Consider the following 18,052-nt stretch of genomic DNA (forward strand, 5'->3'; position numbering starts at 1 on the left):
CCTTAGTCAGGATAGCCTTGAGGATTTTGTGATTGCCAGCGCCAAGTGTCGACCGCCATTTCATCCAGCGAACGCTGAACGCGCCAACCCAACTGGCTGGCTGCTTTACTCGGATCGGCCCAATAGGCGGGTAGATCACCGTCACGGCGAGGGGCAAAATGGTAAGTCAAGGGTTTGCCGCAGGCTTTGCTAAAGGCGTTGACCACATCCAGCACACTGTGACCGTAACCGGCACCGAGGTTAAAGATGTGTACACCGGGCTGATCGTGACATTTTTTCAGCGCCGCGACGTGACCATCGGCCAAGTCGACCACATGGATATAATCGCGCACGCCGGTGCCATCAGCGGTCGGGTAGTCATGACCAAAAATGGCCAGAGAGTCGCGACGGCCAACGGCGACCTGAGCGATATAGGGCATCAGATTATTGGGAATGCCCTGCGGATCTTCGCCCATTAAACCCGATGGGTGCGCGCCGACTGGGTTGAAATAACGCAGAATGGTCATGTTCCAATTGGCGTCGGCTCGCTGCACGTCCTGCAAAATATTTTCGACCATCAGCTTACTTTTGCCGTAAGGACTGGAAGGGGTGCCAGTCGGGAAGCTTTCAACATAAGGGATTTTCGGCTGGTCGCCGTAGACCGTTGCTGAAGAGCTGAAGATCAGGTTTTTGACTCCGGCAGCGGTCATTGCTTCCAATAATACCAGTGTGCCGTGGAGATTATTGTCATAGTAGGCCAGCGGTTTATTGACCGATTCGCCCACCGCTTTCAGCCCGGCAAAATGGATAACGGCACCGATAGCATGTTGACTGAAAATGCTGTCCAACAGTTGGCGATCGCGGATGTCGCCGTTGTAAAAGTGTGGTCTGTGGCCGGTTAATTGCTCAATACGTGTCAGGACACTGGCTTTACTGTTGCAGAGGTTATCGATAATAACTGGTGTATAACCAGCCTCAATTAGTTGGACACAAGTGTGGCTACCTATGTAACCGCTACCACCAGTAACTAGAACAAACATATAAGGCTCCTGAATGGTACTTATGAGCTGAAGATATCATGCCAATAAGAGTAAAAAGGTGATCAAACATCAAAAATGGAATCGTTTACACACTTGTGCTGCGAGCATCAATGACAAGATATATTGCTAGCTTGAAGGCGTGAATTGAAAGAGAAAAGTATAACATTATGGTTGTGGTTTCAGCCATCTAACCAGCAGGAATCCCTGCTGGTTGATAAAGATTGTCTGAGGCTATCACATTATTGCGGCAGTGCTAGCGGGTAGGTAAAGAACAGTAGGTGGACTAAATTTAAGACAAAATGGAAGGCTACCGCTACCCACAGACGGCCACTCCACATCCAGGCTAGACCATAAATCACTCCGGCCATCGCGGCAAAGACCATCAATAGCGGCCCACCTGGAAAGTGTGCTGCGCCGAATAAAAGTGAAGCAATAATTAATGCCGGTAATGCACCAAGCCATTGGCTCAACCGTTGTTGTAGATAGCAGCGGAAAAACGCCTCTTCAACCAGACAGACGAAAAACAGGTTGCCAATGACAAAGGTACCGATCCATGCCGGTGCATGCAGTTCGATTTTCAGTCCGCCGAGAGCAACGGCTAAAAATAACAATGCCGGAATGGCAAAGACCAGAGCAATCCAGCCTGCTTTACCGACGGAAGGGTGTTTTCTGGCGACAAATAACCCGGGCAGGCAACTTGCAAGGATGAAAGGAATCAAAGCCTTATCTAAATTGTAGTACATTGAGAATGGTGCACTGAGTGGGCCAATCTGTACTTTATCCAGCACTTTAAGGTTGTTAAATCCGGGAATAAAATGAAATAACAGTGCAACTGAAACCACAATTAATAGACATTCCAATCCGGCGGCCAGTACGGTTTGCTGACGATATTTCTGTAGTGCCAATGTGGCCATCAGAATAAGAACCAGTGCTGCAATAGCCGGTAAGGTGAGTACCGCAGTAAAAGTGGCAATACCTAAGGTAATAGCCAAAAGTAGTAGGGCAATCACCCGGTTAAATGGCAAAAAAAGCAACGAAGCAGCAAGAACGCCCCACATAGAATAGTCCCTTTATGTGTTGAATCTAATGATGATTTCGGCACCGACAGCCTTGGCACCGAATGTGAATCGGGTCAGCAGAAGCTAACCGAGATCGATAATAACATAGCGCAAGCCGTTAAAAGGTCGGGTCAGTTGCCTGAATCGCTTTGCGGAGACAAATTAAATAGGGATATTTCCGTTTAGTGACGTATTTAATCTGGTTGCTGCATTAATGGGTAGCGTTAAGAATGTCCAATCGGTATCGGATTGAATACGCCGTTGTGGCCGATCGCGCGTTCGGGTATCACTTCGGCGAATGGGCAGGGAAAGGCGGATTGGCGGAAAAAATTCACTGCCCCATCAGCACCCCGACGCGGAAGATGCTGACGATATCGATGGGAAAAATCAGCAAAGGGTAGCGATAATGACCTGATCGGCATTAAACATGGCGGTAACGGGAGAACCAACCTGAAGATTAAGCTGGTGCAGTTTATGATTCGACAAGGTCGAGCACAAACTAGCACCGCCGCTGAGTGTGACTATAACCTCACTTTGTGCTGTTCCCGGATCGATACTGGCAACTGAGCCAGACAGCGCGTTGTCTGCCGCGCTAGCTAGCGCCTGATCGGTCACCAGTTTCACCCACGGAGCCTTGATCAGCGCCAAGACTTCTTTCCCCGCCGAAAGATGAAGGCGATCAGCGCTTTGCTGGGTTATCGCGGCGCAAAGTTGGGTTTTTCCATCGGCTAACAGAATAGTCACCTGCTGTTGAACCTGACGATGATCTCGCTCGATAACCGTGCCGAAAAACTGATTACGAGCGCTGGTTTGCAATGAAAAGCGAGAAATAGCGGCCAGTAAACTATCCAGCGGCAGCGAGTCATCACTTAATGTATCAAAGGCTTTTTGCTGAATTTGTGCTAGTAAATCATATAATTGGATTAGTCTTTCACCATAACGGGTTAACTGCGCGCCACCGCCGCCTTTGCCGCCAGTCGCCCGATCCACCAGCGTTTCTTCCGCCAGAGTATTCATTTCATTAATTGCATCCCAGGCACTTTTATAGCTGATTCCGGCCAGTTTTGCTCCCTGACTGATGGAACCAGTATGTTGAATTTGTTTCAATAACGCGATGCGGCGTGGGTCTGCGAAAAGGCGGTGCTGAAGCTTTAGCGTCAGAAGTATTTCGGCTTGCATAATATGTTCGCTCCGGCAGAAAAGGTATCATTGTCATCTATTGATGCGCATAGGCGCAAATCGCACTTTTGGCAGGTTACATTTCGCTATCAGTTGCTAAAATAATAAAGCTTATTCACTTAACGTATGAATTGCAGTTAATCATTGAAAGTCGTGTAGTATAGCGCTCAACGAGCAGTTAAATGAGGTTACCATCGTGGAATTATTGAAAAGTCTGGTCTTTGCCGTGGTTATGGTACCGGTGGTAATGGCCATTATTCTGGGTCTGATTTATGGCTTGGGTGAAGTGTTTAACGTGATATCGAAAGCTGGACATCCAAAAGAGCGCAACTGATTTATCCTTCATTTTTCATGCTGTTGCGTTGTGAGCTGAGGTGTTTCCGGATCGCAATGCGAAGGCGATAGAAGATAGATTCTATTGGCTTTACCTATGATAGAATAGACTTCGCTACGAATTTTCAGAACGTCTGGCTACTATGCTGGACGTTTTCGTTTCTGTTATCCGCCAACTTCCGCTATCTAGCACCAACAACTCAAGATATGTCACAGCTTGCCGATAAACAGCATGATCCCGTTATTCTCATGCGTTATATTGTTATCTACATAACGACTAGCTTAATGCGGAGAATAGAATGAAAAATCAATCGGGCAAGTGGGCTGCTGGTGTAGTTGTGGTATCGATGCTGTCAGGCTCGGCGATGGCGGCAGAGAATATCACTGTATTTGCTGCGGCATCGTTGACCAATGCGTTGCAGGATATTGCCATCCAATATAAGCAAGAAAAACAGATTGATGTGGTGGCATCCTACGCTTCATCATCGACGTTGGCACGCCAGATAGAACAGGGTGCACCGGCGGATCTGTTTATTTCAGCCGATCAGCAGTGGATGGATTATGCTATTGATAAAAAACAAATTGTCGATAGTACCCGCTATACTTTGCTGGGTAACGAGTTAGTGTTGATTGCGCCCAATGAAAGCAAAATTGATAAAGTCACCATCAATCAGAAAACCGAATGGAAAAAATTGTTGGATGGCGGTCGTCTGGCGGTGGGCGATCCCGATCATGTCCCGGCAGGAATGTATGCCAAAGAAGCATTGGAGTCTCTAGGTGCCTGGTCAACTCTAGCCCCAGAAATGGCTCGAGCTAACAATGTGCGAAGCGCAATGGCATTAGTCGAGCGGGCGGAAGCGCCTCTGGGTATTGTCTATGGTTCTGATGCTATAGCCAGTAAAAAAGTGAAGGTTGTGGGTGTGTTCCCTGAGCAAAGCCATAAGCCAGTGGAATACCCAATGGCAATTGTCAAAGACCATGAAAACGCCACAGTAAGTGCTTTTTATGATTATCTGAAAGGCCCGGAAGCGGCGGCTGTTTTCAAACATTATGGATTTACTCCACGCTAATGATATTGAGTGAGTATGAATGGCAGGCGATAGTGCTTAGCCTGAAAGTTTCAGGTGTTGCCGTCGCCTTTAGCCTGCCGTTAGGCATTTTGATGGCCTGGATTCTAGTCCGCTGTCACTTTCCCGGTAAGTCTTTGTTAGACAGCATTATTCATTTACCACTGGTATTACCACCGGTGGTGATTGGCTATTTATTACTGATCAGCATGGGTCGGCGCGGCATCATTGGTGAATGGCTGTATAGCTGGTTTGGTATTAATTTCAGCTTCAGTTGGGGTGGCGCGGCGCTGGCATCGGCGGTGGTGGCTTTTCCACTGATGGTACGGGCTATTCGGCTGGCGATTGAAGCGGTGGATACCCGATTGGAATTGGCAGCACGCACTTTGGGTGCGAGTCCGTGGCGGGTGTTCTTGACTATTACCTTACCGCTTTCTTTACCGGGTGTTATCGCCGGTACGGTACTGGCTTTTGCCCGTTCCTTGGGTGAATTCGGTGCCACTATCACTTTTGTTTCGAATATCCCTGGGCAAACTCGCACCATTCCACTGGCCATGTATACCCTGATTGAAACGCCGGGTGCAGAAGCAGCGGCAGCGCGGTTATGCATTATTGCTATCGGGTTGTCACTGATTTCACTGTTGCTGTCCGAATGGCTAGCCCGTTGGGGTAAAAAGCGTCTGGGGGGCACATGTTAGAGCTGGATTTCACGCAACAATTGGGCGATCTGACCTTACAGGTCAGTGCCGAGCTACCCGCTCAAGGGATTACCGCCATTTTTGGTCTTTCCGGCGCCGGAAAAACTTCGCTGATTAATGTGGTTGGCGGTCTGACCCGTCCACAACAAGGGCGGGTGGTTCTTAATGGTCGGGTGCTGGTGGATGTGGAGAAACAACGGTATCTACCGCCAGAAAAACGCAAAGTTGGCTATGTATTTCAGGATGCTAGATTGTTTCCCCATTATCGGGTACGGGGTAATCTGCAATATGGCATGGCAGCCTCAATGCGTGCCCAGTTTGATACCATTGTCAATCTGCTCGGAATTGCGCCCTTATTATCCCGTTTCCCTATGACGCTGTCCGGCGGCGAGAAACAGCGGGTTGCAATCGGCCGAGCCTTACTGACGGCACCTGAACTGTTGTTGATGGATGAACCGCTGGCGTCACTGGATTTACCTCGCAAACGGGAATTGATGCCTTATCTGGAACGTTTGTCGCAAGATGTGAATATCCCGATCCTATATGTCAGCCACAGTATGGATGAAATTCTGCGGCTGGCGGATCGTGTCATGGTGATGGATGCGGGAAAAATACGCGCAATGGGCGGTCTAGAGGAAGTCTGGGCCAGCAGCGCATTGCGTCCCTGGTTACAGCGGGAAGAACCCAGCAGCATTTTGCGCGTCACCGTCATCGGTCACCATGACCGTTACGCGATGACGGCATTGGCGTTGGGTGATCAGCGGTTGTGGGTGGGGGCGGTGGATGCTGAACCGGAAACGGCGCTGCGGATTAAAATCAATGCCGCTGATGTCTCTTTGGTATTACAGCCAGCGCATAACAGCAGTATCCGTAATATTCTGCCAGCCAAAATCAGCGAATGTCTGGATGTTGATGGGCAGGTCGATGTGAAACTGGCTGTCGGTGACCAATGGCTGTGGGCGCGGATTACACCTTGGGCCAGGGATGAATTGGCTCTGAAGCCGGGTCAATGGGTTTATGCCCAAATCAAGAGCGTCTCGTTTAATCGTAAAGGCCACTAACCGATGACAAGCGAGAATATCCGCTAAACGCGATTTTTCACCGATACCCAGCTCAAATAGGGTGACCTACTCCAGGAATCCTTTATCTGGCGTAGATCAACTTGAGATTTATCCGCTGTATGGATCACGCACGGATAGTTCCGATAAATCAACCGAGTACGTGCTGGCGAATCACGGCGGCAATGCCTGGTTTTTCGTTGTCGGTGATCACCAGATCGGCGCGTTGCTTAATAGCATCAACGCTGTTGCCCATGGCTACTCCCAGGCCGGCGGTTTCTAACATACTCAAATCGTTAAAATTATCCCCGAAGGCGATCACGTCCTTCATCTCTAGCCCCTGAGACTTAACCCACTGCTGCAAGCGCTTGCCTTTGCTGTTACCTGCCTGTGCGATATCCACCTGATCGTGCCATGACCACTCGCAGGCCAGACCCATTTCCTCTTCCACCATTTTAGCGAAAGCCTGTAGTTTGGTCGTGTCAGCGTGGGAGGTGGCAAATTTCCAAATCGCCGTGGCGCTATGTGCCGCTTGATGCAAACTGTCTACGTGAATAATGTTTGGGCGTTGATGCACGGGCAGATTTTCTGCCCAATTCAGCGAGCGGCTAACATGACCGTTAAGATGCTGATACAGCATCGCATCATCGACATACATCAGGCCGTGGATCTCGGCATGTTCTAGCAGTTGAATAACCTGAACGGCTTGCTGTGGTGCCAAGGGATCAGATGCCAGAACTTTTTTCGCTTGATAATCATAAAGGTAAGTGCCATTGCAGCATATTGCCGGCGTATCCAGTTCCAGCGCTTGATAGAACGGATGAATGGCAACATGGTGGCGTCCAGTGACGACGACCACTTTTACGCCTGCGGCTCGTGCTTCGGCTAAGGCTGTCAGCGATTCTGGCAAAATACGTTTCTGGTGGTCTAACAGAGTGCCGTCCAGATCTAGAGCAATTACGCGATAGGTCATATCAGTCTCATAAATTAGTTGATTAATAATACAGAATTAAATTGATACTACACCGGATAGGCGAGGGATTAAACCAAGCTGCTCGGTTCCTTGACCTTAGCTATAGATAACCTGAATGTATCCTGCAGTAGGACGTTGTTATGTCTGCCGAGTCAGGTAAGCTATGGCTCAATTAACCGTTTAGCGGTCATATTTGAATAGCCTGCATGACTAAGGAGTAGCGATGAATCAAGTGGTTTACGTGGCAAGCCCAGACAGCCAACAGATCCACGTCTGGCAATTGGATAAGGTGGGGGGCTTAACGCTACTACAAATCGTTGCGGTGCCAGGGCAGGTTCAACCGATGATCATCAGCCCCGATCAGCGTCATTTGTACGTTGGGGTGCGTCCGGACTTTGGTATCGTCACTTATCGCATTGCCGCCGATGGACAGTTACAGCAAGTCAGCATGGCACCCTTGCCCGGTAGCCCGACACATATTTCTACCGATTTGCAAGGTCGGTTCCTGTTCTCCGCCTCTTATAGCTTTAACTGTGTCAGCGTTAGCCCCATCGATGAGCATGGCCATGTGCAGTCGCCTATTCAGCAAATTGATGGCCTGACGGCACCACACTCAGCCAATATTGACCCAACTAACCAGATTCTGCTGGTTCCTTGCCTGAAAGAAGACCGTATCCGTCTGTTTGATCTGAACCTCAATGGTTTATTAACGCCGCATGATCAAATAGGGGTTTCCACCGCAGCGGGTGCTGGGCCACGTCATATGGTTTTCCACCCAAATAATCAGGTGGCATATTGTGTCAATGAGCTGGACGGCACGGTTGACGTATTCCAAATTGAAGATCAGGGTCAGCAATACCGTTTGATCCAAACGCTAGATGCGATGCCCACCGATTTTACCGCGACGCGTTGGGCGGCGGATATTCATATCACTGCGGATGGCCGTCATCTGTATATCAGCGATCGCACCGCTAGCCTGCTGAGCATTTTCCGTGTTTCAGCTGATGGTCGGGTGATTGCTTTGGTTGGCCACCATCCAACAGAAGCACAGCCTCGCGGTTTTAATATTGATCACAGCGGCAATTTCCTGATTTCGTCAGGCCAAAAATCTGATCATATCGCGGTATATCGTATTGATGCGACTAACGGTAGCCTGACGACTTTGGCACGCTATCCGGTCGGTAAAGGCCCAATGTGGGTCAGTATTCTACCCGCCAAAGCCTGAATGGCCGCCAGTGGACTAAGGTGATTACCGCTAGTCAGTGCCGTAGACGCGTAAAAAGTAGCCGCCACCGCCAGTCTATTCTGGTCGCGGCGGTATCAATGCTTTCTTTATCTGGCCACTGCGGCAGCAATGGCGTCGGTCAGACAAGTGAGTTGCTCAGGCTGAATAATGTAAGGCGGCATCAGGTAGATCAGCTTGCCGAAAGGCCGAATCCAGACCCCTCGTTCGACAAATCCACGCTGTAAAGATGCTACATTTACCGCCTCTTTCATTTCTATCACCCCAATTGCACCCAAAACTCGCACATCGGCGACGCTCGGTGCCGTTGCCAATGGGGATAATTCTTGCCGAAGCTGGCTTTCAATTTGTTGAACCTGCTGCTGCCAGCGGTTTTCGGCTAATAAACCGAGGCTGGCAGTGGCTACCGCGCAGGCTAATGGATTACCCATAAATGTTGGGCCGTGCATAAAGCAACCGGCATCACCATTACTGATGGTTTCGGCGACCAGACGGGTCGTCAGGGTGGCCGAAAGGGTCATATAGCCGCCAGTGAGCGCTTTTCCCAAACAAAGAATATCTGGCACGATATCCGCGTGTTCACAGGCAAATAATTTACCCGTACGGCCAAAGGCGGTAGCAATTTCGTCGGCAATCAGCAGAATCTGGTATTGGTCGCATAAGGCTCTGACTGCACGCAGATAGGCTGGATGGTAAATGCGCATTCCGCCTGCGCCCTGTACCACGGGTTCAAGAATAACAGCAGCGATCTCGTCATGATATCTGGCTATCTTGTCGGCAAAGTCCTGTATGTCGTCAGGATTCCACTCATCATCAAAACCACACTGCGGCGCAGTAGCAAACAGATGGTTTGCCAGATAACCATCGTACAGGCTATGCATGGAATTTTGCGGATCGCACACCGACATCGCGCCAAAAGTGTCGCCGTGATAACCGTGACGCAGGGTCAGAATACGTTGGCGTTTTTCTCCTTTTGCCTGCCAGTATTGCAGTGCCATTTTCAAGGCAACTTCCACTGCCACTGAACCCGAATCAGCCAAAAAAACGCATTCCAGCGCTGACGGCGTCATGTCGACCAACTGTCGGCAAAGGGCGACGGCGGGTGGATGGGTTATGCCGCCAAACATCACGTGAGACATTTTCCCTAGCTGTTGCGTCAGCGCCTGATTGAGCACTGGATGATTGTAGCCATGTATTGCCGCCCACCAGGAAGACATGCCATCGATGAGTTGACGTCCATCGGCCAGTTGTAGTTTCACGCCGCTGGCGGAGGCTACAGGATAGCAGGGAAGTGGCTGGGTCATTGAGGTGTAGGGATGCCAGATATGGCGTTGATCAAAAGCAAGGTCGGATGGTGTCATAAAGATCGGTTGTAAACTAAATTATAATATGGTGGTTGACAGTATATCGGGTTTACTTAAACTGACGAGACTTTTTCTACGTTGGAGATGCCAATATGGCAGATCGTATTCACTGGACAGTAGGGCAAGCCCAAGCCCTGTTTGACAAACCCTTATTAGAATTAGTGTTTGAAGCACAACAAATTCATCGTCAGCATTTTGACCCACGTCAGGTTCAGGTCAGTACTTTACTGTCGATAAAAACGGGTGCCTGTCCGGAAGACTGTAAGTATTGTCCGCAAAGTTCCCGTTATAAAACCGGTTTGGAAAGTGAGCGACTGATGCAGGTGGAACAGGTGCTGGAATCGGCTAAAAAAGCCAAGGCAGCAGGCTCTACCCGTTTTTGCATGGGCGCGGCGTGGAAGAATCCCCATGAGAGGGATATGCCGTATCTGGCGCAAATGGTGCAAGGCGTTAAGGCCATGGGTATGGAAACCTGCATGACGCTGGGTTCTCTGGATAAAAGCCAGGCACATCGTTTGGCAGCGGCTGGTTTAGATTATTACAACCACAATCTGGATACTTCGCCGGAATTTTACGGCAGCATCATCACCACTCGCAGTTATCAGGAACGTTTGGATACCTTGGGTGAAGTTCGTGATGCTGGCATTAAAGTTTGCTCTGGCGGCATTGTCGGCCTAGGTGAAAGCATTCAAGATCGTGCGGGATTATTGGTGCAATTGGCTAATTTGCCCAAGCCACCGGAAAGTGTGCCGATCAACATGTTGGTCAAAGTGAAAGGCACGCCGATGGAAAATAACGAAGATGTCGATGCTTTTGATTTTATTCGTACTATCGCGGTAGCTCGCATCATGATGCCGACCTCTTATGTGCGTCTGTCTGCAGGGCGCGAACAAATGAATGAACAAACTCAGGCCATGTGCTTTATGGCGGGAGCCAACTCCATTTTCTACGGTTGTAAATTGCTGACTACGGCTAATCCTGAGGAAGATAAAGATCGACAGTTATTCCGCAAACTGGGGCTTAACCCGCAGCAAACAGCCACTGAACATGGCGATCGTCAACAGCAACAAGCGCTGACGGATCAGATTAAATATAGCGATACCCCACAGTTTTATAACGCGGCGGTCTAATGAGCTGGCAGCATAAAATCGAACAAGGATTACAACAGCGCCATGAGCAGTCGACTTACCGGCGACGTCAGATCCATCAGGGTTCGACGGGGCGTTTTCTCCAAGTGAATAACCGCCAATATCTGAATTTTTCTGGTAACGATTATTTGGGCTTGAGTCAGGATGCTGCGGTAATTGCCGCCTGGCAGCAGGGGGCTACGCGCTACGGTGTCGGCAGTGGCGGCTCTGGGCACGTGACCGGATACACGCAGGCGCACGGCGATTTGGAACAACAATTGGCCGATTGGCTGGGTTATCCTCGCGCCTTATTGTTCATTTCCGGCTATGCCGCCAATCAGGCGTTGCTGGCGGCGCTGACCGTAGCGGAAGATCGTGTGTTAGCTGATCGTCTCAGCCATGCTTCGTTACTGGAGGCGGCCGCACATTCACCAGCACAATTACGTAGATTTCAGCATAACCAGCCAGAATCTTTGCAGACACTGCTGGATAAACCTTGTTCCGGGCAAACGCTGGTCGTGACCGAGGGCGTATTCAGTATGGACGGTGATAGCGCACCATTGGCCGCAATACATCAACGTACTGCCGCCAGCGGCGGTTGGCTGTTGGTGGATGATGCCCACGGCATTGGCGTGCGGGGCGAAGGTGGTCGTGGTAGCTGTTGGCAGCAGGGAGTGCAGCCTGAACTGTTGGTTGTGACTTTTGGCAAAGCTTTCGGGCTGAGCGGTGCCGCGGTACTCTGTCAGGAACCGGTGGCGGAGTATTTACTGCAATTTGCCCGCCATTTGATTTACAGCACATCGATGCCGCCAGCGCAGGCGTGTGCACTTCAGGCTGCGCTGTTACGTATTCAGCAAGGTGAGGAACTGCGCCAGCGATTACAGCAAAATTTGGCACAGTTCCGCCAGGGGGCAGCTGAATTACCTTGGCAACTGACGGCGTCGGATACGGCAATACAACCGCTGATTGTCGGTGATAACCAGCAAACGCTGGCGTTGGCACAGCGCTTGCGCGAACAAGGGCTCTGGATCACCGCCATACGCCCGCCAACGGTACCTCCGGGCGGCGCACGTTTACGCATTACCCTGACCGCAGCACATCAGCCTGAAGATATTGACAGATTAGTTGAGGTGCTCAATGTCGCTAGCCAGCAATGAAGCTGTGAATAAACAGGCTATCGCCAGCGCGTTTAGCCGCGCGGCCAGCAGTTATGATACTGCGGCTACCTTGCAGCGGGAAACCGGCGAGATATTAATGGCTCTCGCGGGACAACATCACGGCACCCAAGTATTGGATGCGGGCTGTGGAACCGGTTATTTCAGCCGTCGCTGGCGCGAATCCGGTAAAACGGTGGCGGCGTTGGATTTGGCGGAGGGAATGTTGCAATTCGCCCGCCAACAGCAAGCGGCTGATACTTACTTGCTGGGCGATATCGAGCATATTCCTTTGGCAGACAACGAGATAGATATCTGTTTCAGTAATCTTGCCGTGCAATGGTGTGGCGATCTACGCGCTGCACTCACCGAGCTTTACCGCGTCACCCGTTCCGGAGGCATCATTTTGTTTTCCACCTTGTCAGCCGGTTCTCTTGATGAGCTGAGCCGAGCTTGGCAACAGGTTGATGGACAACGTCATGTGAATGAGTTTTTGCCGCTGGAGGAAATTACCGCCGCTTGTGCGGGGATGCGTTATCAATTAACGCCAAGAATTCATCGACAGTCTTTTCATGACCTGATCGGATTAATGCGTTCCTTACAGGGAATTGGTGCGACTCACCTACACCAAGGGCGAGAGATTGGCCTGACCGGGCGGCGGCGGTTAGCTGCATTGCAGGCGGCCTATGCACAACAAGAGGGATTTTATCCGTTGAGTTATCAATTGGTTTATGGAGTTATTTATCGTGATTAAACGCTGGTTCGTTACTGGTACCGATACCGATGTGGGAAAAACTGTAGCCAGTTGCGCGCTGCTACAAGCGGCCAATTTGCAAGGCTATCATACTGCTGGCTATAAGCCGGTGGCTTCGGGTAGCCAGCTCACCGATCAGGGGCTACGTAATAGCGATGCTCTGGCGTTACAGGCTCACAGTCATCTACCGTTAAGCTATCAGCAGGTTAATCCATTGACCTTTATGGAACCGACATCGCCCCATATTGTGAGTGCGGAAGAGGGGCGTCCGATTGAGTTCTCGGTCATGTCCCAGGGGTTGCGTGAATTGGAACGGCAGGCAGATTGGCTACTGGTAGAAGGTGCTGGCGGCTGGTTTACACCGCTGTCTTCGCAGTTGACCTTCGCTGACTGGGTGGTGGTTGAGCAACTCCCGGTTATTTTGGTGGTGGGCATTAAACTGGGCTGCATTAATCATGCTTTACTGACGGTTTTAGCCATTCAACAGGCTGGGCTACATTTGGCTGGCTGGATCGCCAATGAGGTTGAACCGGCCGGTAAACGACAAAAAGAATATATCGCAACCTTGACCGAAAAACTTCCCACGCCCTTGCTGGGTGTGATTCCTCACTTGCCAGAGGTAGAAGGGCATCCATTAGGGGCTTATCTGGATATCAGCCTACTGACATAGCCAGAAAGTAAAAACTTGCGGGTGGAGAGTCATCTGCCTGCAGGTATAGATTTATCCCGTTAAATGCTCATTAATCAGATTATTATCTAATTGATCCCATGCTCCTTCTGCCACATTTCTCCCGTCTGACATCAAATAAAAACGATCAGCGACTGGCTGAATGTTCGCCAACCGATGTTCCACCCATAATACTGTCAGGCCGAATCCTTGACTGAACTGCTGGATAATCTGTCCTATCTCGACATTCAGTGTCGGCTGATTACCGCTACCCGGTTCATCCAGAATCAACAGTTCCGGTTCGGGAACCAATGCGCGAGCCAGCGCCAACTGTTGTTGTTGATTTCGGGACAAATCGCCGCTACGCAGGTGACGTTTATCGTGTAACTGCGGGAAAAAGTCATATAACCATGTGGGAATAACCTGATGTTTATTGCGGCCTGCCAGCAAGGCGATCAGAAGATTTTCTTCCACGCTGAGTTGCGAGAAAATTTGTTGCCCTTGAGGCACATAACTGATGCCCAGCGCAGTTCTTCGCTCAACTGGCTGTTGCAGCAGATTTTCCTCGGGCTTATCGGCGGGTTGCCAGGTCATGGTGCCACTCTTCACCGGCAGATGGCCCATAATGCAATTAATCAAGGTGGTTTTCCCCACTCCATTGCGGCCGATCAGGCAAGTACATTGGCCGCGAGGGAGCACCAGATTGATATCCCATAAAATATGGGTTTGACCATAAAATTGATTGACTGATTGTAGACGCAACATCAGAGAATCTCCTTGGTTAGTGGTACTGAATACTGTAAACCCAGTCAAATTCCGGCTCATTAACCTCCGTTTAATCGCTAATAATTAGCATAAAAAACTTTCGACTCAACGCACTGCATTGGAACAAAAAATGTAGGAATAAGGCAGTTGCGCGATGAAATAGCAGCCAAAGGCTATTTTCCACCCTGACTTTCCGATTTTGACCCTAAACCCAGGCCATTGAGTATTTGACCGCCTTTACTGCATCCTACTTTTTATGTGCTTAATCACAGTGAAACAAGCAACTGTTAGGCCAGGTTGAAAAATCAGCAACAATAATCCGAACGTTAATAATATGTAATGAAAATTAATGGGCAAAAAAAGCAGAGAGAGGCGAAATAGTGTAGAGCAGGCCGCAGTAAGGCTAAAGGGTTGCACCTGAGTGGTGCCGCTCTGTTATGGCATGGTGCAAAAAAGCAACAGTCTGGATAAAACGGAGGTTGCTCTACTCTGCTAGGCGTTGAATAGCAAATTATCAAGGGGGCTATTTAGTACTAATTGAAATAAATAGAGAGATAAAAATGTAAAAAAATAACTAAAAAAGCCGGTTTACCCCCATTTTTACCTTAACGACTGATTTTCGCCAACTCCCAGCACATACGGGTTTGAATGAGTTATCCACCATTCCTGTGGATAACCTTGTGCATTAGCCATAGAAAACTCATGGGAGACGAGAGCTGACGCGGCTTATGCTCCCGTTGTCCGGATTCTCTTCTTTTTGTTAAAATTGTTTATTTACAATAAGTTAATTAAAATCAAGACCCGGCAATTTAATGATCTTGGTTATGTATGATATTTAATCAATTTGTTTGGTGATGGTTAACAACAACGAACTTCTGGGGATAAACGGCATCTTGTCGTGTTCTTGCCCCGTTTGAAACCACGAAAAAAGGTATTTCATATTGTGATGTTACCCAGTTTCTCTCTATTCACACTTGATGCTGGTTTTATATCCAGTATCATAAAGGTGGAAAAAATCTGGGAGGCTCGCATAATTAGCTTCCTAACCGCGAGTGTCTCTCCATCGGGTAGCTAATTCATGAGTAAATTATTCAAACTGCATTCTGAGTTTAAGCCTGCTGGCGATCAACCGGAGGCGATTCGCCAACTGGAAGAAGGGCTGGAAAACGGCTTGGCGCACCAGACTTTACTGGGCGTGACGGGGTCGGGGAAAACGTTTACCGTGGCCAACGTTATTGCCGATCTTAATCGTCCCACCATGATTTTGGCGCCCAATAAAACTTTGGCAGCGCAACTTTATGGCGAAATGAAAGAATTTTTTCCCGATAATGCGGTGGAATATTTTGTTTCCTACTACGATTACTACCAGCCTGAAGCCTATGTGCCCAGTTCAGATACGTTTATCGAAAAAGATGCCTCGGTAAACGAACACATCGAACAAATGCGCCTTTCGGCGACCAAAGCCTTGCTGGAGCGGCGTGATGTGGTGGTGGTGGCTTCGGTTTCTGCCATTTACGGTTTGGGCGATCCGGATCTTTATCTGAAAATGATGCTGCATCTCACCAAAGGGATGATTATCGACCAGCGGGCAATTTTGCGCCGCTTGGCTGAGTTGCAGTATGCCCGTAACGATCAGGCATTCCAGCGTGGGACTTTCCGAGTTCGTGGTGAAGTGATCGATATCTTCCCGGCGGAATCCGACGAACTGGCACTACGCGTCGAGCTATTTGATGAGGAAGTTGAGCGACTCTCTCTGTTTGATCCTTTGACGGGGCAATTACAGCAAGAGATAGCGCGTTTTACGGTATATCCGAAGACGCATTACGTCACACCGCGCGAGCGAATTCTGCAAGCGATGGAAGATATCAAAGTCGAATTGGCGCAGCGGCGTAAGGTTCTGTTGGAGAATAATAAATTAATCGAAGAACAGCGCATTGCGCAACGTACGCAGTTTGATTTGGAAATGATGAATGAACTGGGCTATTGCTCAGGCATTGAAAACTACTCGCGCTATCTTTCCGGGCGTGGTGAAGGTGAGGCACCACCGACACTGTTTGACTATTTGCCGCCTGATGGTCTGCTGATCGTGGATGAGTCCCACGTGACTATCCCGCAGATTGGCGGGATGTACAAAGGAGACCGTTCCCGCAAAGAAACGCTGGTGGAATACGGTTTCCGTCTGCCGTCAGCGCTGGATAATCGCCCGATGCGCTTTGAAGAGTTTGAGGCTTTAGCACCGCAAACCATCTATGTTTCGGCAACGCCAGGGAAATACGAGCTGGAGAAATCTGCTGATGAAGTGGTTGAGCAGGTTGTGCGACCGACGGGGTTACTGGATCCGATCATTGAAGTGCGTCCTGTCGCTACGCAGATTGATGATTTGCTGTCTGAGATTCGCCAACGGGCAGCGATTAATGAGCGAGTATTGGTGACCACGCTGACCAAGCGTATGGCCGAGGATTTAACTGATTATCTGGTTGAGCACGGTGAGCGGGTGCGTTATCTCCACTCTGATATTGATACTGTTGAACGGGTTGAGATCATTCGCGATTTACGTCTTGGTGAGTTTGATGTACTCGTGGGGATAAACCTGTTGCGTGAAGGTTTGGATATGCCGGAAGTGTCATTGGTCGCTATTTTGGATGCGGATAAAGAAGGCTTCTTGCGTTCAGAACGCTCGCTGATTCAAACCATTGGTCGGGCAGCCCGTAACCTGAATGGTAAAGCAATTCTTTACGGCGACAGAATTACGGCTTCGATGGAAAAAGCTATCAGTGAAACCGAGCGTCGCCGAGAAAAACAGCAGGCGCATAACGAGGCTCTGGGCATTGTTCCACAAGGCCTGAATAAGAAAGTCGGTGATATACTACAACTGGGGCAGCCTTCTCTGCGTGGTAAAGCTCGAGGGAAACATGGCAAGGCAGCGGCAGAAAGCGCGGCGGCCTATGATGCGCTAACACCGAAAGCCTTGGATCGCAAAATCAGCGAACTGGAGGCACAGATGTATACTCACGCGCAGAACCTTGAGTTTGAGCAGGCCGCAGAACTGCGGGATCAGGTACATAAATTGCGGCAACAGTTTATTGCTATTTCCTGATGACCTTGCATCTTACACATTGCGGTGGCGTGTTTTGTCTTTAGCTAACTGAGCACTGAGTCGTCAGATTCTTGGGGATTCGCTCAGTTGTCGCCTTACTGCAATGGGAAATCAATTGGGTATGGTTTAGATGGATGTGATAAATCAGGAATTTCTTCTTGTCGCATCCGTAAATCCTGATTAATGTGTGCGACTTATAAATTAGCCACCTAATAACGTATGAGATAAATAATGAGCGACCACTTGTCTAAAGATCCACTCCACGGTATTACGCTGGAGCAGTTACTGACCAGGTTGGTGGAGCATTATGGTTGGGAAGAATTGGCGTACCGTATCCGCATCAACTGCTTTATGAGCGATCCTAGTATTAAATCCAGCCTGAAATTTTTACGTCGCACGCCTTGGGCACGGACGAAAGTCGAAGAGCTTTATATCCATATGACGCAAAAGCCAGACTGGATGAATGACGCCAATTGATAGAGTGTTTATGCTACTC

The 18,052-nt window shown here is 49.4% G+C and carries 18 protein-coding genes; 12 read left to right on the forward strand and 6 right to left on the reverse strand.

All coding sequences use genetic code 11. The annotated features are described in order from the left end of the window. Positions 1–2: 2 nt before the first annotated feature. Entirely contained in the window at positions 3–1,019 is a 1,017-nt protein-coding gene (galE, locus tag DJ39_RS08580) for a UDP-glucose 4-epimerase GalE (RefSeq protein WP_004716991.1), read from the reverse strand. Positions 1,020–1,258: 239 nt separating this feature from the next. Next, positions 1,259–2,077, reverse strand: coding sequence for a CPBP family intramembrane glutamic endopeptidase (locus DJ39_RS08585; protein ID WP_038244432.1), 819 nt, complete (start codon positions 2,075–2,077; stop codon positions 1,259–1,261). A 230-nt stretch (positions 2,078–2,307) separates the two neighbouring features. Between DJ39_RS08585 and DJ39_RS17905 the strand changes: the two genes are divergently transcribed. After that, a complete protein-coding gene (locus DJ39_RS17905; protein ID WP_155115557.1) occupies positions 2,308–2,478 on the forward strand; it encodes a hypothetical protein in 171 nt (56 codons plus the stop codon). On the opposite strand, the gene modE is transcribed toward DJ39_RS17905, so the two are convergent. Further along, positions 2,465–3,256 (reverse strand): molybdenum-dependent transcriptional regulator, encoded by a 792-nt coding sequence (modE, locus tag DJ39_RS08590; protein WP_004716996.1) that lies wholly within the window; start codon positions 3,254–3,256, stop codon positions 2,465–2,467. The genes DJ39_RS17905 and modE overlap by 14 nt on opposite strands. A 193-nt stretch (positions 3,257–3,449) precedes the next feature. On the opposite strand from modE, the gene DJ39_RS17425 reads away from it, so the two are divergent. The 4 genes from DJ39_RS17425 (at position 3,450) to modC (ending at position 6,415) form a co-directional block, all read left to right on the forward strand. Further along, on the forward strand, positions 3,450–3,590 hold the full coding sequence (locus DJ39_RS17425; protein WP_038244430.1) for an AcrZ family multidrug efflux pump-associated protein: 141 nt from the start codon (positions 3,450–3,452) through the stop codon (positions 3,588–3,590). A gap of 298 nt (positions 3,591–3,888) precedes the next feature. Then, positions 3,889–4,659, forward strand: a complete 771-nt coding sequence (gene modA / locus DJ39_RS08600) for a molybdate ABC transporter substrate-binding protein (protein WP_004717000.1) — start codon at positions 3,889–3,891, stop codon at positions 4,657–4,659. Beyond that, the gene (modB, locus tag DJ39_RS08605; protein WP_038251298.1) at positions 4,659–5,354 is read left to right on the forward strand and encodes a molybdate ABC transporter permease subunit; all 696 of its coding nucleotides are present in this window, start codon (positions 4,659–4,661) and stop codon (positions 5,352–5,354) included. Before modA ends, modB begins: the two co-directional genes overlap by 1 nt. Beyond that, a complete protein-coding gene (gene modC, locus DJ39_RS08610) occupies positions 5,348–6,415 on the forward strand; it encodes a molybdenum ABC transporter ATP-binding protein ModC (protein WP_038244424.1) in 1,068 nt (355 codons plus the stop codon). The genes modB and modC overlap by 7 nt, the downstream gene beginning before the upstream one ends. Positions 6,416–6,563: 148 nt before the next feature. Here the strand turns inward: modC and DJ39_RS08615 are convergent, their stop codons facing one another. After that, complete coding sequence (locus tag DJ39_RS08615; protein WP_004717005.1) at positions 6,564–7,385, reverse strand: pyridoxal phosphatase; 822 nt, start codon at positions 7,383–7,385, stop codon at positions 6,564–6,566. Between the two features lie 223 nt (positions 7,386–7,608). Between DJ39_RS08615 and pgl the strand changes: the two genes are divergently transcribed. Continuing rightward, positions 7,609–8,610, forward strand: coding sequence for a 6-phosphogluconolactonase (gene pgl, locus DJ39_RS08620; protein WP_004717006.1), 1,002 nt, complete (start codon positions 7,609–7,611; stop codon positions 8,608–8,610). 107 nt (positions 8,611–8,717) lie between these two features. On the opposite strand, the gene bioA is transcribed toward pgl, so the two are convergent. Continuing rightward, the gene (gene bioA, locus DJ39_RS08625) at positions 8,718–9,989 is read right to left on the reverse strand and encodes an adenosylmethionine--8-amino-7-oxononanoate transaminase (RefSeq protein ID WP_004717009.1); all 1,272 of its coding nucleotides are present in this window, start codon (positions 9,987–9,989) and stop codon (positions 8,718–8,720) included. 95 nt (positions 9,990–10,084) lie between these two features. Here bioA and bioB point away from each other — a divergent pair, with 95 nt between their 5' ends. From bioB to bioD, 4 genes are read left to right on the forward strand one after another with little or no spacing between them, the layout of a single operon-like run. After that, positions 10,085–11,122, forward strand: coding sequence for a biotin synthase BioB (gene bioB, locus DJ39_RS08630; protein WP_038244421.1), 1,038 nt, complete (start codon positions 10,085–10,087; stop codon positions 11,120–11,122). After that, entirely contained in the window at positions 11,122–12,276 is a 1,155-nt protein-coding gene (gene bioF, locus DJ39_RS08635; RefSeq protein WP_004717010.1) for an 8-amino-7-oxononanoate synthase, read from the forward strand. Before bioB ends, bioF begins: the two co-directional genes overlap by 1 nt. Beyond that, positions 12,257–13,027, forward strand: coding sequence for a malonyl-ACP O-methyltransferase BioC (bioC, locus tag DJ39_RS08640; protein ID WP_038251300.1), 771 nt, complete (start codon positions 12,257–12,259; stop codon positions 13,025–13,027). The genes bioF and bioC overlap by 20 nt, the downstream gene beginning before the upstream one ends. Further along, positions 13,020–13,697, forward strand: coding sequence for a dethiobiotin synthase (gene bioD / locus DJ39_RS08645; protein ID WP_038244467.1), 678 nt, complete (start codon positions 13,020–13,022; stop codon positions 13,695–13,697). Before bioC ends, bioD begins: the two co-directional genes overlap by 8 nt. Positions 13,698–13,748: 51 nt before the next feature. On the opposite strand, the gene DJ39_RS08650 is transcribed toward bioD, so the two are convergent. Beyond that, positions 13,749–14,459, reverse strand: coding sequence for an ABC transporter ATP-binding protein (locus DJ39_RS08650; protein ID WP_004717017.1), 711 nt, complete (start codon positions 14,457–14,459; stop codon positions 13,749–13,751). Positions 14,460–15,537: 1,078 nt separating this feature from the next. Between DJ39_RS08650 and uvrB the strand changes: the two genes are divergently transcribed. Both uvrB and DJ39_RS08660 read left to right on the forward strand, forming a co-directional pair. Beyond that, positions 15,538–17,556, forward strand: a complete 2,019-nt coding sequence (gene uvrB, locus DJ39_RS08655) for an excinuclease ABC subunit UvrB (protein ID WP_004717019.1) — start codon at positions 15,538–15,540, stop codon at positions 17,554–17,556. A gap of 231 nt (positions 17,557–17,787) precedes the next feature. Continuing rightward, positions 17,788–18,033, forward strand: a complete 246-nt coding sequence (locus DJ39_RS08660; RefSeq protein WP_004717020.1) for a VF530 family protein — start codon at positions 17,788–17,790, stop codon at positions 18,031–18,033. Positions 18,034–18,052: the final 19 nt, after the last annotated feature.

The organism is Yersinia ruckeri ATCC 29473, assembly GCF_000754815.1.
GTDB classification, from domain to species: domain Bacteria; phylum Pseudomonadota; class Gammaproteobacteria; order Enterobacterales; family Enterobacteriaceae; genus Yersinia; species Yersinia ruckeri.